At 67.7% G+C, this 22,521-nt stretch carries 27 protein-coding genes; 14 read left to right on the top strand and 13 right to left on the bottom strand.

Going from position 1 to position 22,521, the window contains the following annotated elements; all coding sequences use genetic code 11:
• Positions 1-32 precede the first annotated feature (32 nt).
• A complete protein-coding gene (locus ACIBTM_RS17725; RefSeq protein ID WP_395877755.1) occupies positions 33-1,271 on the top strand; it encodes a D-alanyl-D-alanine carboxypeptidase family protein in 1,239 nt (412 codons plus the stop codon).
• Positions 1,272-1,273: 2 nt separating this feature from the next.
• Here the strand turns inward: ACIBTM_RS17725 and ACIBTM_RS17720 are convergent, their stop codons facing one another.
• Together ACIBTM_RS17720 and trpS are read right to left on the bottom strand one after the other, a co-directional pair.
• The gene (locus tag ACIBTM_RS17720; protein WP_395877753.1) at positions 1,274-2,296 is read right to left on the bottom strand and encodes a YhjD/YihY/BrkB family envelope integrity protein; all 1,023 of its coding nucleotides are present in this window, start codon (positions 2,294-2,296) and stop codon (positions 1,274-1,276) included.
• 41 nt (positions 2,297-2,337) lie between these two features.
• The gene (trpS, locus tag ACIBTM_RS17715) at positions 2,338-3,357 is read right to left on the bottom strand and encodes a tryptophan--tRNA ligase (protein ID WP_395877751.1); all 1,020 of its coding nucleotides are present in this window, start codon (positions 3,355-3,357) and stop codon (positions 2,338-2,340) included.
• A gap of 163 nt (positions 3,358-3,520) precedes the next feature.
• On the opposite strand from trpS, the gene ACIBTM_RS17710 reads away from it, so the two are divergent.
• Positions 3,521-4,267, top strand: coding sequence for a S1 family peptidase (locus ACIBTM_RS17710; RefSeq protein WP_395877749.1), 747 nt, complete (start codon positions 3,521-3,523; stop codon positions 4,265-4,267).
• A 506-nt stretch (positions 4,268-4,773) separates the two neighbouring features.
• Here the strand turns inward: ACIBTM_RS17710 and ACIBTM_RS17705 are convergent.
• Entirely contained in the window at positions 4,774-5,103 is a 330-nt protein-coding gene (locus tag ACIBTM_RS17705; protein ID WP_395878106.1) for a hypothetical protein, read from the bottom strand.
• 400 nt (positions 5,104-5,503) lie between these two features.
• Here ACIBTM_RS17705 and ACIBTM_RS17700 point away from each other — a divergent pair, with 400 nt between their 5' ends.
• A complete protein-coding gene (locus ACIBTM_RS17700) occupies positions 5,504-6,391 on the top strand; it encodes a glycoside hydrolase family 19 protein (RefSeq protein WP_395877748.1) in 888 nt (295 codons plus the stop codon).
• A 56-nt stretch (positions 6,392-6,447) separates the two neighbouring features.
• Here ACIBTM_RS17700 and ACIBTM_RS17695 read toward each other — a convergent pair whose 3' ends face one another.
• Positions 6,448-6,951, bottom strand: a complete 504-nt coding sequence (locus ACIBTM_RS17695; protein ID WP_395877746.1) for a MarR family winged helix-turn-helix transcriptional regulator — start codon at positions 6,949-6,951, stop codon at positions 6,448-6,450.
• A gap of 65 nt (positions 6,952-7,016) precedes the next feature.
• Between ACIBTM_RS17695 and ACIBTM_RS17690 the strand changes: the two genes are divergently transcribed.
• Positions 7,017-7,517 (top strand): cupin domain-containing protein, encoded by a 501-nt coding sequence (locus tag ACIBTM_RS17690; protein ID WP_395877744.1) that lies wholly within the window; start codon positions 7,017-7,019, stop codon positions 7,515-7,517.
• On the opposite strand, the gene ACIBTM_RS17685 is transcribed toward ACIBTM_RS17690, so the two are convergent.
• Positions 7,511-8,380 carry a hypothetical protein gene (locus ACIBTM_RS17685; RefSeq protein ID WP_395877742.1) on the bottom strand — a complete coding sequence of 290 codons (870 nt, stop codon included), beginning with the start codon at positions 8,378-8,380 and terminating at the stop codon, positions 7,511-7,513. The genes ACIBTM_RS17690 and ACIBTM_RS17685 overlap by 7 nt on opposite strands.
• A 27-nt stretch (positions 8,381-8,407) precedes the next feature.
• Positions 8,408-9,214, bottom strand: a complete 807-nt coding sequence (locus ACIBTM_RS17680) for an exodeoxyribonuclease III (RefSeq protein WP_395877740.1) — start codon at positions 9,212-9,214, stop codon at positions 8,408-8,410.
• A 45-nt stretch (positions 9,215-9,259) separates the two neighbouring features.
• Here ACIBTM_RS17680 and ACIBTM_RS17675 point away from each other — a divergent pair, with 45 nt between their 5' ends.
• Positions 9,260-10,003, top strand: a complete 744-nt coding sequence (locus ACIBTM_RS17675; protein ID WP_395877738.1) for an MBL fold metallo-hydrolase — start codon at positions 9,260-9,262, stop codon at positions 10,001-10,003.
• Between the two features lie 60 nt (positions 10,004-10,063).
• Here ACIBTM_RS17675 and ACIBTM_RS17670 read toward each other — a convergent pair whose 3' ends face one another.
• Both ACIBTM_RS17670 and ACIBTM_RS17665 read right to left on the bottom strand, forming a co-directional pair.
• Positions 10,064-10,369: an SH3 domain-containing protein gene (locus ACIBTM_RS17670; protein ID WP_395877736.1), complete on the bottom strand. Its 306-nt coding sequence runs from the start codon at positions 10,367-10,369 to the stop codon at positions 10,064-10,066.
• Between the two features lie 190 nt (positions 10,370-10,559).
• Entirely contained in the window at positions 10,560-11,783 is a 1,224-nt protein-coding gene (locus tag ACIBTM_RS17665) for an NADP-dependent isocitrate dehydrogenase (protein WP_038519480.1), read from the bottom strand.
• A 247-nt stretch (positions 11,784-12,030) separates the two neighbouring features.
• On the opposite strand from ACIBTM_RS17665, the gene ACIBTM_RS17660 reads away from it, so the two are divergent.
• The 3 genes from ACIBTM_RS17660 to ACIBTM_RS17650 all read left to right on the top strand — a co-directional run bounded on the left by ACIBTM_RS17660 (position 12,031) and on the right by ACIBTM_RS17650 (position 14,224).
• Complete coding sequence (locus ACIBTM_RS17660) at positions 12,031-12,540, top strand: hypothetical protein (RefSeq protein WP_395877734.1); 510 nt, start codon at positions 12,031-12,033, stop codon at positions 12,538-12,540.
• An 82-nt stretch (positions 12,541-12,622) separates the two neighbouring features.
• A complete protein-coding gene (locus ACIBTM_RS17655; protein ID WP_395877732.1) occupies positions 12,623-13,207 on the top strand; it encodes a hypothetical protein in 585 nt (194 codons plus the stop codon).
• A gap of 21 nt (positions 13,208-13,228) precedes the next feature.
• Complete coding sequence (locus ACIBTM_RS17650; RefSeq protein ID WP_395877730.1) at positions 13,229-14,224, top strand: DUF2203 family protein; 996 nt, start codon at positions 13,229-13,231, stop codon at positions 14,222-14,224.
• 178 nt (positions 14,225-14,402) lie between these two features.
• Here ACIBTM_RS17650 and ACIBTM_RS17645 read toward each other — a convergent pair whose 3' ends face one another.
• Both ACIBTM_RS17645 and ACIBTM_RS17640 read right to left on the bottom strand, forming a co-directional pair.
• Positions 14,403-15,257 carry an esterase/lipase family protein gene (locus ACIBTM_RS17645; RefSeq protein ID WP_395877728.1) on the bottom strand — a complete coding sequence of 285 codons (855 nt, stop codon included), beginning with the start codon at positions 15,255-15,257 and terminating at the stop codon, positions 14,403-14,405.
• A 108-nt stretch (positions 15,258-15,365) separates the two neighbouring features.
• Entirely contained in the window at positions 15,366-15,869 is a 504-nt protein-coding gene (locus ACIBTM_RS17640; protein ID WP_395878105.1) for an Lrp/AsnC family transcriptional regulator, read from the bottom strand.
• Positions 15,870-15,915: 46 nt separating this feature from the next.
• On the opposite strand from ACIBTM_RS17640, the gene ACIBTM_RS17635 reads away from it, so the two are divergent.
• Positions 15,916-16,755, top strand: a complete 840-nt coding sequence (locus ACIBTM_RS17635) for an NAD-dependent epimerase/dehydratase family protein (protein ID WP_395877726.1) — start codon at positions 15,916-15,918, stop codon at positions 16,753-16,755.
• A gap of 5 nt (positions 16,756-16,760) precedes the next feature.
• Entirely contained in the window at positions 16,761-17,585 is an 825-nt protein-coding gene (locus tag ACIBTM_RS17630; RefSeq protein WP_395877724.1) for an aldo/keto reductase, read from the top strand.
• Here the strand turns inward: ACIBTM_RS17630 and ACIBTM_RS17625 are convergent, their stop codons facing one another.
• The gene (locus ACIBTM_RS17625) at positions 17,586-18,200 is read right to left on the bottom strand and encodes a LysE/ArgO family amino acid transporter (protein ID WP_395877722.1); all 615 of its coding nucleotides are present in this window, start codon (positions 18,198-18,200) and stop codon (positions 17,586-17,588) included.
• Between the two features lie 66 nt (positions 18,201-18,266).
• Between ACIBTM_RS17625 and ACIBTM_RS17620 the strand changes: the two genes are divergently transcribed.
• From ACIBTM_RS17620 to ACIBTM_RS17605, 4 genes are all read left to right on the top strand, one after another.
• A complete protein-coding gene (locus ACIBTM_RS17620; RefSeq protein WP_395877720.1) occupies positions 18,267-19,145 on the top strand; it encodes a LysR family transcriptional regulator ArgP in 879 nt (292 codons plus the stop codon).
• Between the two features lie 38 nt (positions 19,146-19,183).
• Positions 19,184-19,771, top strand: a complete 588-nt coding sequence (locus tag ACIBTM_RS17615; protein ID WP_395877718.1) for an HhH-GPD-type base excision DNA repair protein — start codon at positions 19,184-19,186, stop codon at positions 19,769-19,771.
• Between the two features lie 118 nt (positions 19,772-19,889).
• A complete protein-coding gene (locus ACIBTM_RS17610; protein WP_395877715.1) occupies positions 19,890-21,005 on the top strand; it encodes a hypothetical protein in 1,116 nt (371 codons plus the stop codon).
• Positions 20,977-21,468, top strand: a complete 492-nt coding sequence (locus ACIBTM_RS17605) for a hypothetical protein (protein ID WP_395877713.1) — start codon at positions 20,977-20,979, stop codon at positions 21,466-21,468. The genes ACIBTM_RS17610 and ACIBTM_RS17605 overlap by 29 nt, the downstream gene beginning before the upstream one ends.
• Positions 21,469-21,476: 8 nt before the next feature.
• Here the strand turns inward: ACIBTM_RS17605 and ACIBTM_RS17600 are convergent, their stop codons facing one another.
• Together ACIBTM_RS17600 and ACIBTM_RS17595 are read right to left on the bottom strand one after the other, a co-directional pair.
• On the bottom strand, positions 21,477-22,052 hold the full coding sequence (locus tag ACIBTM_RS17600) for a GNAT family N-acetyltransferase (RefSeq protein ID WP_395877709.1): 576 nt from the start codon (positions 22,050-22,052) through the stop codon (positions 21,477-21,479).
• 7 nt (positions 22,053-22,059) lie between these two features.
• Positions 22,060-22,509: a hypothetical protein gene (locus tag ACIBTM_RS17595; RefSeq protein WP_395877707.1), complete on the bottom strand. Its 450-nt coding sequence runs from the start codon at positions 22,507-22,509 to the stop codon at positions 22,060-22,062.
• Positions 22,510-22,521: the final 12 nt, after the last annotated feature.

Raw genomic sequence — 22,521 nt, 5'->3', positions numbered from 1 at the left:
TGCAGCGGGCCCGGCGACGCTACATTGCTCGGGTGCACAGCGCTATCTCCCGGTCGCTCCTGGTCCTCGTTTCCGGTGTGCTCGCCCTCGCGGTGACGCCGGTGGCCACAGCCGCCCCGAAGCCACCAGCCCAGGCGCAGCCGTGCGCGAACAAGACGACGCCTCCCCCGCCCATCGACACCTCCGAGAAGCCACGCCCCGGCGAGGCCGCGCCGGCGCCGTTGCCGGTCCCGCCGGTTCCGGTGGGCGGCGACCGGATGGCCGAATGCGGGCTAGTGCTCCCGGCGCGCGCGCTGAACCCGCCCGAGGGGAACACCTCCGCGTCGTGGGTGCTGCAGGACCTCGACAACGGCGACATCATCGCGGCGAAGGACCCGCACGGGCGTCAGCGGCCGGCGTCGCTGATCAAGGTCCTGCTCGGGCTGGTCGTGGTCACCGAACTCCCGCCGGGCAAGATCGTCACGCCGACCAAGGAGGACGCCGAGCAGGAGTGCACCTGCATGGGCATCGCCGCGGGCGGTCAGTACACAGTGGACCAGCTGCTGCACGGCCTGCTGATGCATTCGGGCAACGACGCGGCGCACGCGCTCTCCACCGTGCTCGGCGGGGTGGACGCCGCCGTCGCGAAGATGAACGCGTTGGCCACCCGGATCGGCGCCACGGACACCCGGGCCGCGACCCCGTCCGGGCTCGACGGCCCCGGTATGTCGACCTCGGCCTACGACATGAGCCTGATCTTCCACTACGCGATGAAGAAGGCCGAATTCGCCAAGGTGGTCAAGACCAAGAGCTTCGAAATCCCGCCCACCGCGGGAAAACCGGTCATCACGATCTACAACGACAACAAACTCCTCGGCAGCTACCCCGGTTTCACCGGCGGTAAGACCGGTTTCACCGACGACGCGCGCCACACCTACGCGGGCAGCGCGCTCCAGAACGGTCATCGGGTCGGGGTCGTGATGCTTCGTGCCGAGCAGCGCCCGACGCGGGTCGTCGAGCAGGCGGCGAAGCTCCTCGACTACGGCATCGCGCTGCGCGAGGCCAAGGCCGAATCGGTGGGGCGTATCGAATACCGGTCACCGGAAACCGTGAACGCGGACCAGGCCAACGCCGCGCCGAACGCCGACGGAGCGTCGAACAGCGGCGCCGCGGCCGCGGCCGAAGACCCGTTCGGGGTGACGGGCTGGATCATCACGCTGGCCGTCTTCCTGATCATCGTGGCGTCGTTCGTCATCGGCCACCAGCGCAAGAAGGCCATGGCCGGCGAATAGCGTCAGGACTTTCGGCGGCCGAACCAGCCCAACAGGGCACCGGTCGCGAAAGCCCCGCCGACGGCACCGAGCCCCGGCCCCTGCTGAACGGTCACCCTCGGGTGGATCAGCACCGGGGCCGGCGGCTCGATGACCGTCTGCATGTTCTCCTTCGCCGTCGCCGTCCACGCGGTGACGAACAACAGGAAGCGCGACACGAGGTTCGCGAACACGAGCAGACCGATCACCGGGCCGAACAAGGTGAACGCCGGTGATTTCGTGACGCTGCCGAGGTAAACGGTCGCGGCCTGCTGGAGCACGATGAACCCGACCGCGGCGAAGATCGCGCCCTTGACCGCGCTGCGCAACGCGACGTGCTCACGAGGCAGCCGCGCGATGACCCACAGGAACACCAGGGTGTTCGCGAGGAGACCGAGCAGGATCGTCGCGACCTTCAACAGGAACACGGCCCAGCCCTGGTTCTCGAGGCCGACCAGTTCGAGCAGGAACCGCCCGACACCGCTGCCCGCCGCGGTGAGGCCGAACGAGACCACCAGCGCGAGACCGAGCCCGACGAGGGACAGCAGGTCCTTGATGGTGGTCGAAACCAGCGGAAGCTTCTGCTTTTCCTGCCCCCACTGAGCGGTCAGCGCGTCACGCAGGTTCGACATCCAGCCGATACCCGAGTACAGGGCGAGCAGCAGCCCGAACAGCCCGATCCCGCCGCCGGAGTCGAGCGCCGCCTTGATGATGCTGCCGACGAGATCGCTCAGACCTTCCGGGACCGACTTCTTGATGCCGTCCACCAGCTGGTTCGTCACCACCTGGTCACCGGCGAGCACGATCTTGATGATCGCGAAGGCGACCATCAAGATCGGGATCACCGAAAGCACGCTGAAGTAGGTGATGGCGGCCGCGTAGTGGTTGCCATAGCGCTCGGTGAAGGCGTCATTGGCCCGGATGAGGTGATCGAGCCAGCCGTACTTCCGCCTCAGACGCGGTAACAGCTTGTCCTCTGCCGGCTTCGCGCCGTCATCTTTCGCCACCTTGAAACGCTAACCACGCGGCCGCGACCGCGCAGCGCGAATCAACCTGCCGGGGGAAGGAACCCGATGTTCTCGTAGACGTTCCGCAAAGTCACCGCGGCGACCTCTCGGGCCCGCTCCGCACCGAGCGCCAAGGCCTTGTCGAGCTCGGCGACGTCGTCCAGGTAGGACCGGACGCGCTCCTGCACCGGCGTGACCCACTCGACGAACGCCTCCCCGACGCCCTTCTTCAAGTCCCCGTAGCCCTTGCCCTCGTACGAGTTCTCGAGTTCGGCGACCGGCTGATCGGTCAGGGCGGACAGGATCGTCAGCAGATTCGAGACGCCAGGCTTGTTCTCGGCGTCGAAGACGATCTCGCGGCCGGTGTCGGTGACCGCCGAGCGCACCTTCTTCGCCGACTTCTTCGGGTCTTCGAGCAGCTCGATGAGGCCGTTGCCGGTCGACGAGGACTTGCTCATCTTCGCGGTCGGGTCCTGCAGGTCGTAGATCTTCGCCGTGTCCTTGACGATATGCGGCTCCGGCACGGTGAACGTCTTGCCGTAGCGGTTGTTGAACCGCTGCGCGAGGTTGCGCGTCAGCTCCAGGTGCTGCCGCTGGTCCTCGCCGACGGGGACCTCGTTCGCCTGGTACAGCAGGATGTCCGCGGCCTGCAGGACCGGGTAGGTGAACAGGCCGACACTGGCGCGATCCGTGCCCTGCTTCGCGGCCTTGTCCTTGAACTGCGTCATCCGGCTCGCCTCGCCGAACCCGGTCTGGCATTCCAGCACCCAGCTCAGCTGGGCGTGTTCGGGCACGTGGCTCTGGACGAACAGTGCGCTGCGGGCCGGGTCGACGCCGAGCGCGAGCAACTGCGCGGCCGAGCGGCGTGTGCGATCGCGCAGCACCTTCGGGTCCTGCTCGACGGTGATCGCGTGCAGGTCGACGACCATGTAGAAGGTGTCGTGGGTGTCCTGCAGCCGCACCCATTGCCGCAGCGCACCCAGGTAGTTGCCCAGGTGGAACGAGTCGGCGGTCGGCTGGATCCCGGAGAGCACGCGCGGGCGCTTCTGTTCGTCGGACACGTCCGGATTCTGTCAGGCCACGCCGCGGCGGGTCATCCGGCCTCGGCCCGGCCGAACGGGCTAAACGGTTAAACGCCACATACTTCCGACGGTTCTGGGCACGGTGCCCGATTCCTAGCGTTCATGGCACCGGATCTTCCGGCCACACCGAAGGAGAACCCAGATGAAGGCACGATCCCTGCTGATGGGCTTGGCCATGGCGGCTGCGGCCGTCTTCTCGCTGTCCGGCGTCGCGGCCGCGGCCGAGCCCACCGGCGGCGTCCAGCCGAACATCGTCGGCGGCGGCAACGCGACTCAGGTCTACTCGTTCATGGTGTCCCAGCAGTCGAGCTCCGGCAGCCACCAGTGTGGTGGCTCACTGATCAGCTCGACCTGGGTGGTCACCGCGAAGCACTGTGGCACGCCGTACCAGGTGCGGGTCGGCACCACGAACCGCACCAGCGGCGGCACCGTCGCCCGCGTGGCCCAGCGCATCGCCCACCCGAGCGCCGACCTGGCGCTGCTGCGGCTCTCGACGGCGGTGTCGCAGGCGCCGGTCACGATCGCCGACGCGTCCGGGGCCGTTGGCACCGCGACGCGGATCATCGGCTGGGGCCAGACCTGCCCCGTCCGCGGTGGTTGTGGCGCCCCGATCAACCTCCAGGAGCTGAACACCTCGATCGTCGCCGACAGCCGGTGCCTCGGCATCAGCGGCGCCAGCGAGATCTGCACCAACAACCCCAACGGCAACTCGGGTGCCTGCTACGGCGACTCGGGCGGCCCGCAGGTCAAGCAGGTCAGCGGAGTCTGGCAGCTGATCGGCGCCACCAGCCGCGCCGGGAACAACAGCAGCACCTGCGCGACCGGGCCGTCGATCTACGTGGACGTCCCCTACTTCCGCAGCTGGATCCGCACCAACTCCGGCGTCTGATCCGGTCCCCGCGTCGCCCCACCGTCCCCGGGGGCGACGCGGGCCCAGCCGGTTCAGCAAGGATCCGTGCGGTAGTTCGAAGAGCCGCTCCAGCAGCGCGACCGCCTTCAGGGAGTCGCACCGCTCGGGGCGGCTTCTTCCTGTCCGCCAGTAGCTCAAGGTCGCGACACTGATCCGGACGCCCTGCCGGGCGAGCCGGTGCCGGATCCGGTCGAGCCCGAGCCCGCTTTCCGTGATCGCCCGGTCCAGGGCGAGGGGGAAGGGGTCACCGGGCCGGCTGCGACGCCGCGTCACCGTCATGGACCCGAGCGTGGCGATCAGGGCGCGGCTAAACAATCCGGGCCGGACTAGGTGTACCTACCCAAGAAATCCGCCGCGTCGCCTTTAGCGGGCTAAACGCGATCTGCCGCGCCCAGGGCACCGACCTGCGTTTAGCCCCCTAATCGCGATCCCGGGGCGCGTCGCCTTTAGCGGGCTAAACGCGATCCGAGCCGGAAAAGTGCAGGTCAGGGGCGCTGCTGGCGAGTGAGGGCATCGTCCGCGAGCACGGCCTCGGCCATCGCGGCGACCGGCGGTGCGGCGGGCTGAGCCGGGGCGACGGGAGCGGGGGCGACGGCGGCCGCGCGGGCCTTCCGGCGCTGACGGAACACACCGAAGGCCATGCCGACGATGCCGAGCGCGACGGCGATCAGGCCGACCGGGCCCAGCAGGCCGAACGCCATCTCCGAGCGTGACGCCGACTCCGCGGCCGACGCCGGAACGGCGCCCGCGACGAGCAACGCGACCGGGATCGCGATGACCGCCGCGGCCCGGGCGGCGGGCACGGACGATCGCATCAGGAGATGAACTGGGTTCCGCACCGGAGTGCCTCCCGTGACGTGACTTTGCCGAACCGGAACGCTAACCCGAACGAGTGAGCATTTCCAGGTTGCTGGTCAAAAAACTACCGAGCGTGTCAAGACCTGTGGGTTCTGATCAACTCGGGGCCCGAGACTAGCCCCTCACAGGGGGGATGTTTCGAGCACCCCTCGCCTCAGAGTCGTCGTGCGGGGAATCGGTTTCCGACAAAACCGGACAGCGGTTAGGCCATTCGACTGTCGCATGCGGCCGAACAGGCAAGATCCGGCTTTCCCCGGTTGGTTTCTTGCGCGCAATGGTCTATACCTGTTGGCCATACCCCTTAAAGGTATAGACCAATATCTCCCTGCATGGTCCCCTCGTACGAAGGAGCCACCGATGTCTCTTCGACGTATTCTCGCGGCGGTCGCCGCCACCTTCGCCGCCACCACGGTCGCCGTGGTCGCCCCGACCCAGTCGGCCTCCGCCGCGGACTGCGTGGCGCCGTGGAACGCGAGTTCGGTCTACTGGGGCGGCAACACCGCCTCCTACAACGGGCACAACTGGTCCGCGAAGTGGTGGACGCAGAACGAAACCCCAGGCACGGCCCAGGTCTGGGCCGATCAGGGCGCCTGCGGCGGCGGGACAACCAACCCGCCGAACCCGTCCGGCTTCGTGGTCAGCGAGGCACAGTTCAACCAGATGTTCCCGAGCCGGAACCCCTTCTACACCTACAACGGCCTGGTCACCGCCCTCAGCGCGTACCCGGCCTTCGCGGGCACGGGCAGCGACACCGTGAAGAAGCAGGAAGCGGCAGCCTTCCTCGCGAACGTCAGCCACGAGACCGGCGGCCTGGTCCACATCGTCGAGCAGAACGAGGCGAACTACCCGCACTACTGCGACACGAGCCAGTCCTACGGCTGCCCCGCCGGCAACGCCGCCTACTATGGCCGCGGCCCGATCCAGCTCAGCTGGAACTTCAACTACAAGGCCGCCGGCGACGCGCTGGGCCTGCCGCTGCTGACCAACCCGTGGCTGGTGCAGAACGACGCGGCGGTCGCCTGGAAGACCGGCATCTGGTACTGGATGACCCAGAACGGGCCCGGCACGATGACCCCGCACAACGCGATGGTCAACAGCCGCGGCTTCGGCGAGACGATCCGCAGCATCAACGGGAGCATCGAGTGCAACGGGGGCAACCCCGCCCAGGTGCAGAGCCGCGTGAGCAAGTACCAGCAGTTCACGGGCATTCTCGGCGTCGACCCCGGCGGCAACCTGTACTGCTGATCCATCCAGGGAACTGAAGGGGCCCTTCGCCGCATGTGACGCGACGAAGGGCCCCTTCAGCTTTCGTCGAGGGACGCCAGGAGCCGACGCAGCGAAGCGTCGAGGACGCCGAGGTCCTCCCCCAGCGGCGAGAGCAGCTTCGCGACGTTCGCCGTGTGCTCGGTCATCGCGACGTCGACGACTTCGAATCCGCGCTCGGTCAACGTGACACGGAAGCTGCGCCGGTCTTCGGGGTCGAGCGCCCGTTCGACCAGCCCCGCCGACTCGAGCCTGTCGATCCGGCTGGTCATCCCGGCCCTGGACATCATCAGGGTCGCGGACAGTTCGGACGGGATCAGCGTGTACGGCTTCCCGGACCGCCTGAGCGCCGCGAGCACGTCGAACTCCCCTTGCTTCAAGCCGTGTTTCGCGAAGACGGCCTCGACCATCGGCGTGCTCAGCATCGTCACGCGGCCGAGACGGCCGGCGACCCCGATCGCGGTCAAATCCAGTTCCGGCCGCTCGCGGTGCCAGGCGTCGACGACGGCGTCGATCGCGTCCGCGTTTCGTTGTTCACTCACGAACGCAGTCTATTCGACGGGAGATAGTTTGACAGCGAACTATCAGCAGTGGAACTATCGAGGGCATGACACAGCGCATCGAAACCCGTGAACCCGTCCTCGTCCGCGCCGCCGAAGCCGAGACCGTCGGCGCGGCCCCCACGTTCGTCACGCTGCTCGCCGACGTCTCGACCACAGGCGGAGTCATGAGCAGCGCGAGAACACGGTTGGGCATCGGCGCCGATGGCGCGGCGCCGCACTACCACACCGGCTCGTCCGAGATGTTCTTCATGCTCGGCGGAAAGCTGGAAGTCCTTGTGGGCGAAGAGATCGTGACCGTTTCCGAAGGCGACATGCTCGTCGTGCCGCCCTTGACCACACACGCGTTCCGGGCGGCCGTGGACTCGCCGGCGGACGTCCTGATCGTGTTCGTCCCCGGCGTGGAACGGTTCGACTACTTCCGGCTACTGGAGAAGGTCGGGCACGGCGAGGCGACCGTCCAGGATCTCTTGGACAGCCAGGAAAAATTCGACAACCACTTCGTCGAAAGTCCAGTGTGGACGGAGAGCGCGAAGGCTCGTCAGTAACCGCGCGGCGGGTATCCCGGCGGCGGATACTGCTGTGGCGGGTACTGCTGCGGTGGGTACTGCTGCGGTGGGTATTGCTGTGGCGGGTACGGCTGCGGCGGGTATCCCGGATGTTGCGGCGGATACGGCGGCTGACCGTACTGCGGCGGGGGCGGATACTGCGGCGGATACGGCTGTTGCGGATAGTGGGGCTGCGGCGGCGGAGGTGGCGCGGCGGGCTGCCCGCCGCCGAGGTGGAACGGCAGCAGCGACACCAGTTGCGTGAGCCTGCCGAGTGTGGAGAGCACGTCGTCCGGCTTGGTCCGGCCGAAGGTCGGATTCTCGACGTAGACCAGCTCCGCGCCCACCAGCGACCAGGTGTGCAGCTTCGACGACCGCATCGTGGCGGCGACCTGCGGCGTCAGCACGGCGACCGCGACGTTCGGGTCGGTGTCGATCAGCTTGTACCAGCGGTTGAACTTCCGGTCCGCGGTGGCGGGCTCCGGGTACTGATCGACGTCCCAGGCGGACTCGATACTCGACACGATCTGGAAGTTCGGCATCGGCGCGGGCAGGGTGACGACCCAGACCGTGTCGATCGAGATCGTGTCGAGCTCGTTGACCTTCTTGTTGGTCCACCGCGTGTGCACGCTCGTGACCGTCGGGCGGCGGTGGTAGTCGAAGACGCTGAAGCGAAGCCCGTTGTACGCGCCGCTCAGCGCGCCGAACGCCATCCGCTTGTCGCCGCGCTGGTTGAACGGCAGGACCGTCCAGCGCTCCAGCAGGTTCGGCGCGTCCGGGCTGAACTCCCACCCGTACTGGCCGGACATCGCGTAGCGCTCGGCGTTGGTCGCCTCGATACGCCTGGCTTCGTTCGTCTCCATCACACCCCCGGATCTCCTGCGCGCAGGTTATCCGGAGTACGTCGCCGTCACCGGCGCGTGGTCGGACCAGCGCTGGTCGTAGGACTCGGCGCGCTCGACCACGACGGAGGTGCACCGCTCGGCCAGGCCGGGGGTGGCGATCTGGCAGTCGATGCGCCAGCCAGTGTCGTTGTCGAAAGCCTTCCCGCGGTACGACCACCACGTGTACGGGCCGGGGCCTTCGGGGTCGAGCTTGCGCTGTACGTCGACGTAGCCGGCCTCGCCGAACACGCGGCCGAGCCACTCCCGCTCCTCCGGCAGGAAGCCCGAACTCTTCTGGTTCCCGCGCCAGTTCTTCAGGTCGATCTTGTCGTACGCGATGTTCCAGTCCCCCACGACGACGACCTCACGGCCACCGGCCTCGGCCTTGGCGCGCAGGTCGACGAGGTAAGGCAGGAACGCCGCCATGAAGCGCTCCTTTTCCTCCTGCCGCGGTGTCCCGACGTCGCCGCTGGGCAGGTACAGGCTCGCGACCACGACGTTCGGCAGGTGGATTTCGGCGTAACGGCCGCTGTCCTCGAATTCGGGCTCGCCGAAACCGATGCGGACCTCTTCCGGCTCCGCCCGGCTGAAGAGCATGACGCCGTTGCGCCCCTTCTGCACCGACGGCGCGTGCACCACGTGCCAGCCCTCGGGCGCGGCGGCACCGGCCGGGAGCTCCTTGAGCTCGGCCCGCACCTCCTGGCAGGCGACGACGTCCGCCTTCGTCGAGCCCAGCCACTCGACGAAGCCCTTTTTCGCGGCGGCACGGAGGCCGTTGACATTCACAGTGGAGACGGTCAGCACCCTTCGCACGCTACCCGGAGGGTCCGACAGAATCGGCACTGGGAGACTGCGCGCATGAGCGAGCTGACCGTGTTGGGCAGCTGCGGCGCCTGGCCTGAACCCGGCCGGGCCTGCGCCGGCTTCCTCCTGGTCCATGAGGGCTTCAAGGTGGTGCTGGACCTCGGATACGGCGCCGCGTCACGGCTGTTCGAGTACTGCCCCGACGGCCGGGTCGACGCGGTGGTGGTGACGCACGAGCATCCCGATCACTGCGCCGACGTGAGCGCGCTCGGCCGGGCTCGCGCCTACGGGCTGCCGGGCGAGCCGAGGATCCCGCTGCACTGCACGCCGGGCACCGTGCGACGGCTCGAAGCGTTGGAACCGCGACCGCATCCGACGACGATCTTCGACGTACACGAACTCGGCCCGCCGCGCGAGGTCGGGCCGTTCCGGATGACCACGTTCCTGCTGCCGCACCACGTGCCGAACCACGGAGTGCGGCTGACCGCGCCCGGGCTCACCGTCGCCTACACCGGTGACAGCGGGCCGAGCCCGCTCCTCGCCGAGCTGGCGCGCGACGCCGACCTGCTCATCGCCGACGCCACGCTCCAGGGCCCGTCCCCCGAAGAGACGCCACGCCTGGTGTCGACGGCGGGCGAGGCCGGGTACTGGGCCGAACGCGGAGGTGCCCGGCGGCTGCTGCTCACCCACTTCTGGCCCGGTTCCGACCGTGAGGTCTCGGTGGCCGAAGCGCGGAAGGAGTTCAGCGGCGAGGTGCTGGCGGCCGCGGAAGGCACCCACCTGCGTTTAGCGGGCTAAACGCGATCCCGCAGGTCAACGCACATGTCGCCTTTAGCGGGCTAAACGCGAAATCGCAGGTCACGGGCCGCATTTCGAGCCTTCGACCGGGCGCGCGAACTCGGCCGACACCCATTTGCCCTCGGCGATCTTGCGGAAGCCGTTCTCGACCACCGGCTGCGCGTCGATCTTCGCGTCCTTGACGTACTTGCCGACGATCTTCTGCCCACCGGGGGTGTCGCGCGCGTTGAGCACGTCCGCCGTCACCACGACCTGGCAACCGGTCGGGCTCGACGCGCTCGACTCCCTGTCCTGTCCCGAGATGGCGACGACGACGATCAGCGCCAGTCCACCGCCGATGAACAAGATCGGTTTCGAGATGGCCATGATGGTCACTCCTCGAACAAGGGAATCGTTTTCTGTCCGGTCCAGAGTGGCAGAAGCCGGGACGGTCGCCCAGATCCCGGATTGCCAACCACCCGGAGGCGCCAACCCCGATCGGTCACGGGCTACCCACCGTCACAACGCGAAAGGCCCCCTTCCGCGAGGGAAGGGGGCCTTCAAGCGCTTACGCGACTCAGCCCTGGGCGATCTTCTTGGCCAGGTTGGCGTCCAGCGTCGCGAGGAACTCCTCGGTGGTCTGGAACGGCTGGTCCTTGCTGATCAGCAGCGCGAGGTCCTTGGTCATCTTGCCGCTCTCGACGGTCTCGATGACGACCTGCTCCAGCTTGTTCGCGAAGCCGATCAGCTCCGGGTTCGAGTCCAGCTTGCCGCGGTGCTCGAGGCCGCGGGTCCACGCGAAGATGGACGCGATCGGGTTGGTCGAGGTCGGCTTGCCCTGCTGGTGCTGGCGGTAGTGCCGGGTCACCGTGCCGTGCGCGGCCTCGGCCTCGACGGTCTTGCCGTCCGGGGTGCGCAGCACCGAGGTCATCAGGCCCAGCGAGCCGAAGCCCTGCGCGACCGTGTCGGACTGCACGTCACCGTCGTAGTTCTTGCATGCCCAGACGTAGCCGCCCTCCCACTTCATCGCCGCGGCGACCATGTCGTCGATCAGGCGGTGCTCGTAGGAGATGCCCTTGGCGTCGAAGTCGGCCTTGAACTCGGCCTGGTAGATCTCCTCGAACACGTCCTTGAACATGCCGTCGTAGGCCTTCAGGATCGTGTTCTTGGTCGACATGTAGACCGGGTACTCACGGTCGAGGCCGTACTGCAGCGAGGCGCGCGCGAAGTCCTCGATGGACTTGCGGAAGTTGAACATGCCCATGGCGACGCCGCCGCCCTCGGGGTACTGCGCGACCTGGAACTCCATCGGCTCGGAACCGTCGGCCGGGGTGTAGGTCATCGTCAGCGTGCCCGGGCCGGGGACCTTGAAGTTGGTCGCCTTGTACTGGTCACCGTGCGCGTGACGGCCGATGATGATCGGCTTGGTCCAGCCCGGTACCAGGCGCGGGATGTTCTGGATGACGATCGGCTCGCGGAAGATCACGCCGCCGAGGATGTTGCGGATCGTCCCGTTGGGCGACAGCCACATCTTCTTCAGGCCGAACTCTTCGACGCGTGCCTCGTCAGGCGTGATCGTGGCGCACTTGACGCCGACGCCGTGCTTCTTGATCGCGTTGGCGGAGTCGACGGTGATCTGGTCGTCGGTGCGGTCCCGCTCCTCGATGCCCAGGTCGTAGTACTCCAGGTTCACGTCCAGGTACGGGTGGATCAGCCTGTCCTTGATGAACTGCCAAATGATGCGGGTCATCTCATCACCGTCGAGCTCGACGACGGTGCCCTGGACCTTGATCTTGGCCATGAGCAGCGGTGCTCCTTCCGCGGATCTTCGCGTTCTTCTTCAGTCTCTCCGGTAGCGGTACAAGCGTACTGCTTAACGGTCCTGGATGGTTCCAGTAGTGGTCGGTATCAAGTCTCCACGAGCCTGATGTGTCCGACGTCACCCGGTCGTCCGACGGCCATCCGGCCGTCACGGGAACGTCGGCGACCGCGTCATCATCGAACCGAACCCGACGATCGGCACGTCGGCCACTGGAAAGGCGGACCTCATGACCACCGACCCCTACGCCGTGCCGCCGCACGGGCAGCCGGCGACACCGGAGCCTTACCGCCAGCCTAGGCAAAGCAGCCGCGCGGTGCCCCGGGTGATCAGCGGGCTCGGCGGTGTCCTGCTGACGCCGGTCGCGCTGAGCGTGACGATCTACGGCGGCACGCGACTGCAACGGGGCTTCGCACAGGCCCTGAGCTTCACCGACGACCCGCTCGGCTTGGCCCTGCTGATCGTCGGCGGCCTGCTCCTGCTCGGCGTCGCGTTCCTCGGGGCGCTGTCCGGGCTCGGGCCGGTGGTGGGTGGGCTGCTGTGGGGTGTGCTGCCGGGCCTGGCCTTCCTCTTGAGCCCCCGCGACTTCATGAGCCTCATCTACGACATCGGGCCCCGGGAACTCGGCCTCGGCCTGGTGACCTGGATGGCGATGGGCGCCCTGGTCGCGAGCGGTTTCCTGTTGATCGGGGCAGGCCTGGTCGGCACCCTCTCGCGGCGCCGCTCAAATCGCGTTTAGCGGGCTAAACGCGCTCCGCGGAGATCAAAGTGAACCGAAGGGGGCCGGCGTCCGTAGTCCGGTTAAGGGAGGTGACCCGCCCATGTCATCGCACCGGTACGTCGCGGAGTACGACGACGAGGACTACCAGGAGTACGGCGAGTACGAGCAACCCAAAGATCCCCGGAGGCCGTACGAGGACGTCGAGTCGTATGAACCGTACGAACCTTTCGACGACGACCTGGGCGCCGAAGACCCGCGCGCCGGCCGAGGCGTGCGACGCGTCCTCAGCGGCGCCGGCGGCCTGATCCTGACGCCGGTCGCCCTCGGTCTGCTGGCTTGGGGCGGGCTGCGGCAGCAGATGCTCGTCCAGGCGACGCTCAGCACCCAGCGTGACGTCTTCAGCATCGGCCTGCTCGTGGGCGGCGGGATCCTCTTGCTGGCCGTCGGGCTGCTCGGCGCGCTCTCGGCGACCGGCCCGATCCTCGGTGGCCTCGTCTGGGGCGTCGCCCCCGGCGTGGCCACCATCGCCGTCCCGGAGTGGGGCTTCCGGCTGGTGAAATTCCTGCCGAAGAACGATGTCACCTACGGCGTCACGAGCTGGCTGTTCATCGGCGGCCTGCTCGGGACCGGCTTCCTCCTGATCGGCGCGGGCCTCGCGTCGAGACTCGCCCGGAGGCGCCGCTGAGCCGGCTGGGACCATCGGCGTATGGGTCTGTTCACCGTTCCCGAAGCCCGCGCCGAACTCGCCCGGCTACGCCCGGTGCTCGACGAGCTCGTCCGGCTCCGCGCCGACGCGGCCGAACTCGCCGCTTCCCTGCGCCCGGGCGGCCGGGAGACCTCGCTCGGCGGGATGCCGGAGTGGAAGGCCGCGCAGGCCCGGTTGGACGATCTGATGACCACCGTCCAGCGGACGGGGGCGGAGCTGAAGGGGTTCGCCCCGCTCCTGGTCGACTTCCCCGCCGAGCTCGACGGCGTCGACGTCCTGCTGTGCTGGCTCGAAGGCGACCCGGAGCTGTGCTGGTATCACCGCGCCGACCTGGGTTTCGCCGGGCGCCGCCGCCTCCCGGATAGAGTCGCGTCCGTGAGTGAGGAGATCGCTGCGGGGCTGTTCGACGGCATCGCCGCGCACTACGACGAAGACACCTTCCACGGCCTCGTCGCCGACGCGCTCGTCGACGGTCTCGGCCGCACGGCGCCCGAACGTGTTCTCGACGTCGCGACCGGGACCGGCGTGGCCGCGTTCGCCGCGCTGCGCCTGGAGCCGGGCGAAGTGCTGGCGATCGACATCTCGCCGGGCATGATCGCCCAGGCCGAGGCGAAGGCGGCGACCCACGATCCCGGCAAGCGCATCACCTGGCAGGTCGCCTCCGCGGTCCCGTCGCCCGTGGAGGACGAAGGCGCGGACGCCGTGCTGTGCGCCTCTTCGCTGCATTTCCTCGGCGCGGCCGCCCTGCGCGACTGGCTGCGTGCGCTGCGCCCCGGCGGGCGGGTCGGCTTCAGCCTGCCGATCGCGTCGGCGTTCCGGCCGTCGGAGGCGTTCGCCGCGATCGTCCCCGCCGACCTGAAGCTGCCGGAAACCGAGGACGACGCGGCGGAACTGGCCTCCGCGGCCGGATTCACCGAAGTGACCGTGAAGCGCCTCGACGTCGAATCCGAGGATCGGGTCCGATCGGTGTTCGTGGTGCACGCGACCCGGCCCTGAGAGCCGGTTGGCGGAGCTGAGATTTTGTCCGGAAGGTGACCGTGCGCGTGAACCCGCCCTGGCCGAAGGCCCCGCTATCGCGGTGGCAGGGCGCCATCGACACTCGCCGCGACCTGGAAGACCGGATCGCGCCCTGCCGACGTCGATCGCGGACGCGGGTTCACCAATAGGCACAGAGCTACAGCGGCGCGAAGAACGGCACGCACTTCGGCGCGGGAGCGCCTTCCGGGTCGAGCGCCTTGAGGATCAGGTCCGTCACGTTCGGGTCGATCGCCTGGCTGAGGTGTCCGGAAACGTCCACGCCGCAACGGTCCTGCAACACGATGTCGGTCGTGCCCGGTTCGCCCAGCACGCCGCTGGTGTACGGCGTGACCACTCGATCGTGTCGGCTCACGATGCTCGTGTACGTCGGCCCCGGCACGCTCACCCCACCACGGGCGAGGTCGTCGAGGAAGCCCGACGGCGCGAGGTATTCGCGGCACGCGCCGCACACGCCGTCGGCGAGCAGATCGATCCCGGGCAGCGAAAGCACGGCCTTCGCCAGCTCGGAGAAGCCGTTGAGCGACGTGCCCTTGAAGTTCGAGCCGAAGCCGACGAAATGCTTCACCTTCTCCGCGCCTCCCTCGAATTTGAGGTAGTACGCGGGCATCGTCGTCCCCTCGGAATGCCCGACGATGTCGACCTTGTCCGCGCCGGTGCTCGTGCGCACGCGGTCGACGAACGCGCCGAGTTCGACCGCGCTCTTCCGCATGGAGGCGAGCCCGCCGAACAACTGTCCACCCAGGACGGTGGCGCCGTAGGTCAGCGAATAGACGCAGTAGCCGGCGTCCTTGATCTTCGGCGCGTGGTGGAACCAGTTCGTCGTCGCGTTGCCGCCGAGACCATGCACCAGCACGACGGGCTCGGGATGGTTCGCGCTCGGCTTGCACGACCAGTCGTTCCAACCGCTCGACGGCGCCGCGTTCGCCACCGCCGGGACGGCGATCGTGAACGTCAAGGCCGCGACAAGCGTGGTGAGGATCCGAGCCCGCATCCCTGCCTCCGGTTACTCGTCAGTTTGTGATGCGAGTCATCATGCGTCACAAACCGGCGGCCTGAACCAGGACAACGACCAGACTTACCCGCAGCCTCTTGTGACAGATCACAAGGGCAGCAGCACTCGCCTTTCGATCGGGCTGGACATGACGATCGACGTCGTCGTGGCGCCCAACGCGGACAGGTCCTCCAGTAGTTCTTCCAGGTGGCTCGTGTCGCGCACGGCGATCTTCAGGATCCAGCAGTCCTCGCCCACCACATGGTGCAGCTCGAGGATTTCGGGGCGGTCCATGATCTTCCGCGTGCGCGGATGCCGGACGGTGAACCCGCTGTGCGGCGCCATCCGCACGAACGCCCGCAGCCCGAGGCCGATCCCGGTCGGCGAAACCAGCGCCGCGTAGCCGGTGATCGTGCCGTCGGCTTCAAGGCGTTTGACGCGTTCCCCGACGGCGGCGGGGCTCAATGAGACACGTCGCCCGAGCTCGCTCAACGTGATGCGGCCTTCCTCCTGAAGGAGTTCGAGGAGTCGTCGATCGATCGCATCCAGTGAGCTTTCAGCGAAACTCCGATTTGACCGAGGTTCTTTCAGTGAATCCGCCGTTTCGCCCATGTTCTCCCCTTCAAACACCCGGATCGCCACCGTAACACTGGTGGACATGAAGAAAGTGCTCGTTCTCGGCGGAAGCCGGTACTTCGGCCGCGGGGTGGTCGAGCGGCTGCGTGATGCCGGGATGGACGTCACCGTCCTCAACCGTGGCTCCGCACCCGCGCCGTCCGGTGTCACCCACCTGATCGCCGACCGCGACGACGAAGCCGGGCTCAAGGCCGCGCTGGGTTCTCGTTCCTTCGACGTCGTACTCGACCAGGTCTGCTACACGCCGGTCCAGGCGGAGATCGCGCGCCGTGTCCTCCGCGCGGACCGGTACGTGATGACGTCCACGATCGAGGTCTACGACCAGGTCCGGGCGGAAACCCCGATGGCCGAATCGCTGATCACCCCGGCGACCGTCGACCTCGGGCTTCCTGGATACGACTACGGCGAAGGCAAGCGCCAGGCCGAGACCGTCTTCGCCGGCGGAGCCACGCCCTTCGCTTCGGTACGCGTCGCGCACGTCCTCGGTGGCGAAGACTTCACCGGCCGGCTGCGGCATTACGTCGAACGGCTGGACGCCGGTGAGGTCGTGGACATCCACGCGGATCCGCGGCCCTCGACGTTCATCCACGCACGTGAGATCGCGGACTTCCTGACCTGGGCCACGCTCGCGGACTTCACCGGTCCGGTCAACGCCGGTTCGCACGGCGAACTGTCGGTGCTCGATCTCGCCGCCGCCATCAGCACCAAGCCCCGGTTCCGGGTAGTCGAACGAGACGCCTCACCGTTCTCCTTCGACCGATACGCCGTCTTGAACACCTCACGCGCGACCGGCCTGGGCTTCTCCTTCTCCTCCACCACCGACTGGCTCGGCGAAGCGGTCGAAGAACTCAGAAAGGCTTGACCCACATGCGTTACCGCAGCATCGGAGACGTCGAAGTGAGCGCGGTCGGCCTTGGCGCGATGCCGCTGTCGATCGAGGGCCGCCCGGATCGGGATCGCGCGATCGCCACGATCCACGCCGCGCTCGACGCCGGGGTCACGCTGATCGACACGGCCGACTCCTACCACTGGCACGCGGACGAAATCGGCCACAACGAGGAGCTGATCGCCGACGCGCTGGCCGTCCGAGGCGGCTCGGACGCGGTGCTCGTCGCGACCAAGGGCGGTCGTGGCCGTCCCGGTGACGGCTCGTGGACCGTCACCGGGACTCCCGCGCACCTCAAGAACGCCTGCGAGGGCTCGCTGAAACGGCTCGGCGTCGACGCGATCGGGCTCTACCAGCTGCACAAGCCCGACGAGAACGTGCCGTGGGCGGAGTCCGTCGGCGCGATCAAGGAGCTGGCCGACGAAGGCAAGATCCGGCTCGCCGGGATCTCCAACGTGTCACGGGCACAGATCCTCGAAGCACGGGAGATCCTCGGCGAGACACTGGTTTCGGTGCAGAACGAGCACGCGCCCGCGCACCTGGCGCACGAACCGGAACTGGCCCTGTGCACCGAACTCGGGCTCGCGTATCTGCCGTGGGGCCCGCTCCGCGGCATCGGCGGGGAATTCCTTTCCGTGGCCGAGGATCTCGGCGTCAGCCCCCAACGGGTGTGCCTGGCCTGGCTACTCGCGAAATCGCCGTCGATGATCGCGATCCCCGGCTCGACCAGGCCCGCCACGATCCGCGATTCGGCGGCCGCGGCCGATCTCGTGCTCACCGCCGAAGAGCTGGCCCGCCTGCCGTGATCAGGCTCCGGCCACCAGCGCCACTCCCAGGCCGATCATCGTCGCGGCGACCAGACCGTCCAGCACCCGCCACGACGACGGCTTGCGGAAGAACCCGCTGAGCAGCCGCGCGCCGAAACCGAGCGCGAGGAACCACAGCACGCTCGCCGACACGGCACCGACGCCGAACGCCCATCGGTCGCTGCCGTGCCCGGCCGCGATCGCGCCGAGCAGGAGGAGGGTGTCGAGGTAGACGTGCGGGTTCAGCCAGGTGATCGCCAGCGTGGTCAGCACGATGCGGCGCAGCGATCCGCCGGTCTCCGGACCGGCGGTCTCGAGTGCGGCCGGTTTGAACGCGCGACGGGCGGCGAGAGCGCCGTAGCAAAGCAGGAAGGCGCCGCCGATCAGGGCGACGATGGTCAGCGCTTCGGGTGACGTCCCCACCAGCGCGCCGACTCCGCCGACGCCGAGGCTGACCAGGATGGCGTCCGAGAAGATGCAGATCAGCACCACCACGAGTACCGCCTCACGGCGGATGCCCTGGCGCAGCACGAACGCGTTCTGCGCGCCGATCGCGACGATGAGGGCCATGGTGGCGCCGAATCCGGCACCCAGGCTGAACAGAACGTCTCCCATACGGACCAGGCTAGGAAGCCGATCGTCAACAGTACAGCTAAAGATTCTTACGTAAGATTAGCGTTCGTGATGACAGATCTGCCGCTCGACCTGGTCCGCACGCTGCTGGTGGTCGCCGACGAAGGCACGTTCGACGCGGCGGCTTCGGCGCTGCACGTGACCCCGTCGGCGATCAGCCAGCGCGTCAAGGCGCTCGAACAGCGCACCGGTCTTGTCCTGCTCATCCGCACGAAACCGGTGCGCCTGACCGAATCCGGGCAGGCGGTGGTGCGGTTCGGCCGTCAGATGGCCCTGCTGGAGGCCGACACCCGGGCCGAACTCGGCCTGACCGCCGGCGACGAACCAGTCCGGCTGCCGATCGCGGTCAACGCGGATTCGCTGGCGACCTGGTTCCTGCCCGCCCTCACGCGGGTGCCGCCCGAGCAGAAGATCTGCTTCGAGCTGCATCGCGAGGACCAGGACCACACCACGACCCTGCTGCGGGAGGGCCTGGTGATGGCCGCCGTGACGTCGTCACCCGATCCGGTCGCGGGGTGTTCGGTGCACCGGCTGGGGCACATGCGCTACCTGGCCGTCGTGAGCCCGGCGCTCGGCACGGACCTCGACCTCGCCGAAGCACCCGTCGTCGTCTTCGATCGCCGTGACGACCTTCAGGACCGCTTCGCGCGCGAGCGCGGCACGATCGCGAGCTCGCTGCGGCACTACGTCCCGTCTTCCGAAGGGTTCTTCGACGCCGTCTCGGCCGGGATGGGCTGGGGCATGGTGCCGCTCGCGCAGATCGGCGACCGCCTGCGCGACGGCAGCTTCGTCTGCCTGGACCCGGATCACCCGATCGACGTACCGCTGTTCTGGCAGCAGTGGAAACTCGACTCCCCCGCGCTGGCGGCGGTGTCGGACGCCGTCACGACCGCGGCGGCGGACCTGCTGGTCGACCCACACGGATGAGGACGCGCGCGGCGGCCCGGTCGTGAGATCCTGGGCGCATGACGCGCGCATTGCACCTGGTCGGGGACGAGGAAGCGGACCGGCTGCTCACCGAAGACCCGTTCGCACTGCTCGTCGGGATGCTCCTCGACCAGCAGTTCCCGATGGAACACGCGTTCCGCGGCCCGCAGAAGATCGCGGACCGGATGGACGGTTTCGACATCGAGAAGATCCACGCGATGGACACCGAAACCTTCGTCGAACTCTGCGTGGTCCCGCCCGCGATCCACCGCTACGGCGGCTCGATGGCCCGCCGGGTGAAGGATCTCGCCCAGCATGTCGTCGAGGTCTACGACGGCGACGCGGCCGGGATCTGGACCGCCGGACGCCCCAAGCCGGACGGCCCCGAAGTCCTCAAGCGGCTCAAGGCGCTGCCCGGCTACGGCGACCAGAAGGCCGCGATCTTCCTCGCGTTGCTCGGCAAACAGCTCGGCGTGCAGCCCAAGGGCTGGCGCGCCGCGGCGGGCCCGTACGGCGACCGCGGCTCACGGCGTTCGATCGCCGACGTCGTCGACGCGAAGACCCTCGGCGAGGTGCGGGCGTTCAAGAAGGCGGCCAAGCAAGCCGCCCGGACAGCCTCCGCATAACCACGAACCTTCTCCGCTTCGAGGTCGCGTCGCCGATCAGGAGCAAAGCGGAAGGAAAGCTACAGGAAAGCCTCACTCCCCAGTATTGCGCCATCGATCACCGAGGGGAGCGTGGACCGTGTCGTTCGAAGTGGACACCGAGGCGCTGGGCAAGTTCGCCGATCTGCTGGAGCGCTATCACGAGGACGGCAAGGCCGTTTTCGATCATTTCGACCAAAAAGCCACACTGAGCCAGCCGGGACTGGGAATACTCGGGTTCCTCGGCGACGCCCACGAAGAGGCCCGCCGGATGGCAGGCGAGCGTACGGAGCTGCTGACCAGAATCGCCGGAAATTCGGTCGCCGCCGTACGCACCGCGGCGAAATGGTATGAGGACACGGATGCGGAAAAGGCGGCCAAGATGGACGCCACCTATCCGGCGGCGACACCCGGCAAGCTCGACACGAAAGAAGAAGTGGAAAGCTATGGGGTACAAACTCATAACGTGTACACTTTTCAGGACATCGCCTTGCCGAACCACGAGTTGTCAGCCCATCCGGATCCAGCGGCCCTCAGGCCACAGGTGAATTCGATCGACGATTTCGTACATCTTCTCGGCGACCTGATGAGCCCGACCGCTTACCTGCGCGCAATCATCAAAAATACGTTCGGAGCCGACCCCATCGACGAGGCGATACAGTTTTTCGCTGGCGACTGGGAGCAACTCGCGACCTGCGAGGCCGTCTGGTTCGAATGCATGAAATCGGTCGGCGCGATGGCGGAAAACCTGCACTATTCGGACGAGGCGCTTGCTCAGGTATGGAAAGGGAACGCGGCCGACGCCGCGATCGGATTCTTTCAGAAGATGTGGCGCGCGAACCTGGCGGAATCTGACTTCTTCTCATACCTGTACGGCAAGTACCGAGGTTACGTGGAGATCGCCTTCAATCTCCAGCAGGTACTGAACGACTTGATCAATCTGGTTCTCGATTATTTTTCGGAATGCGCGGTCGGGCTCGTCGCGATGTGGCAGACCGGAAGTGTGACGGGGGCACTGGCGGCGTTACTCAAGGGCGCGGTCTGGGGGGCACTCGGTAAGATCATGATGATCTGCACGTTCGCGGTGGACGCGTTCCGACTGTATGAAGTCGTGAACGCGGCCATCGATCTTCCCGACGAAGCACCGGTTTGCGAAATGGAACAACTCGGTTCCATGTTCGATCCGAATGCCGGATACAAGCACCCGGAGAGCTGAGGTCAGTGAAATGCCGGACGAACAAATGCCGAGTCCCATCCTGGATACGGATAAGCGCGACAGGCTCAGAAAGGTCTTCCTTCAGCAGCTGGCGAAGGGCGACGACCCGGTGTTCGCCGAGATGGCGCGTGAGGTGCAGTCCGGCCGGATGACGCTGCGCGAAGCCGTGCTGAGCTCCGCCTACCGTGACGCGTTCACTTCGGTCGCGGACAAGATCACCGAATCGCTCAACGCGATCAGTGAGGAGGAGATGGCGGCGGCCGATGGCGAGGCCGTCGATGAATACCTGGCACGGCACGAACACGATGAGCGGGAAACCGATTCGGCCGACGAGGCCCCGGCGCCGGACAGTGATGACGTCTTCTCGGCTCCGATCATGCAGGCGCCACCGTCCAGGCGTCACAGGCAGGGCGACCCGCCGCCGGAGCGCTCCAGTTGGCAGCGCCGCCGGCGTGAGGGGTAACGCATGGCTCACGGCCCATGGTTCTTCCCCGCCCCCGGCCACGGCCCCGGCGTCTCGGCGGGCAGTCCGGCCTGCTCGACGTCGGTGCGGAACAGCCGGAACCCACGCGCCTGGTAGTTCTTGAGCGCGGCCGGGCCATCGGTGGTGCAGGTGTGGACCGTGACCCGGCGCGTCGGCGTCTTGCCCGGCCAGCGCTCCGCGAGCGCCCACGCCTCCCGCAGCGCGATGGCCAGCAGATGCCCTCCGAGGCCCTTGCCGACGAAGGACGACATCAGGCCGAAGTACTCGAGTTCCACCTCACCGTCGATAGTGCCGTCGAGCTCGAAGTACCCACACGGCGTCCCCTGCGCGTACGCCACCCAGGTCTCGACACCCGGCCTGTCCAGCCACTCGATCCACTGATCCCACGACCAGCCGAGCCTGTCGATCCAGAACCAGTCGCCGCCGACGGCGGTGTAGAGGTAGCGGTTCAGTTCCGGGCTGACCAGCTCGGCGCGGGTGACCGTCACCGGGACGGCCGGCGGCTTGGCCGCGCTCAAGTCGTCCGGCGAGGTCTGTTCGAGGTGCCAGGTCGTGATCTCCATGCGGCGATCATTTCAGCCAGACCCGCAACGGCCCCAGAGCCGTGTAGCCGTTTCGGAGTGCGGCGTCGAGATCTTCGCCGCGTTCGTAGCCCGTGATCGGCAAGCCGGGGAAACTCGCCGCGACGGCCGAGGTCGCGCCGCGCCAGGCGTCGTCCAGGTCGCCTTCAGTGTACAAATTGGACAGTCCGGCGAAGTCGCCGTCACGGTTGGCCGTCACCCCGGCGACCCCGTTCGACCATACGGCGACGGACGGATCGCCGAACCGGTCGTCGGCTCGGGCCCAGCCCGGTTCGAGCGGCACGTCAGCCATCCGCGCGATCCACGTGGCCTCGAAGAGCACTTCGAAACCTTCGCGCGCGAGATCCAGGCAGCCGAAGCTGTCCTTCACCGCGCAGCCCGGCGAGGTGTCGATCCCGTCCAGCACCTCTGCCACCGTCGCGTCCGGGGCCAGAGTCACCGCGTCGGGGTA

The sequence above is a fragment of the Amycolatopsis sp. NPDC049868 genome (assembly GCF_044461365.1).
In the GTDB taxonomy this organism is placed as follows: domain Bacteria; phylum Actinomycetota; class Actinomycetes; order Mycobacteriales; family Pseudonocardiaceae; genus Amycolatopsis.
This window is presented reverse-complemented; position numbering and strand designations above follow the sequence as displayed.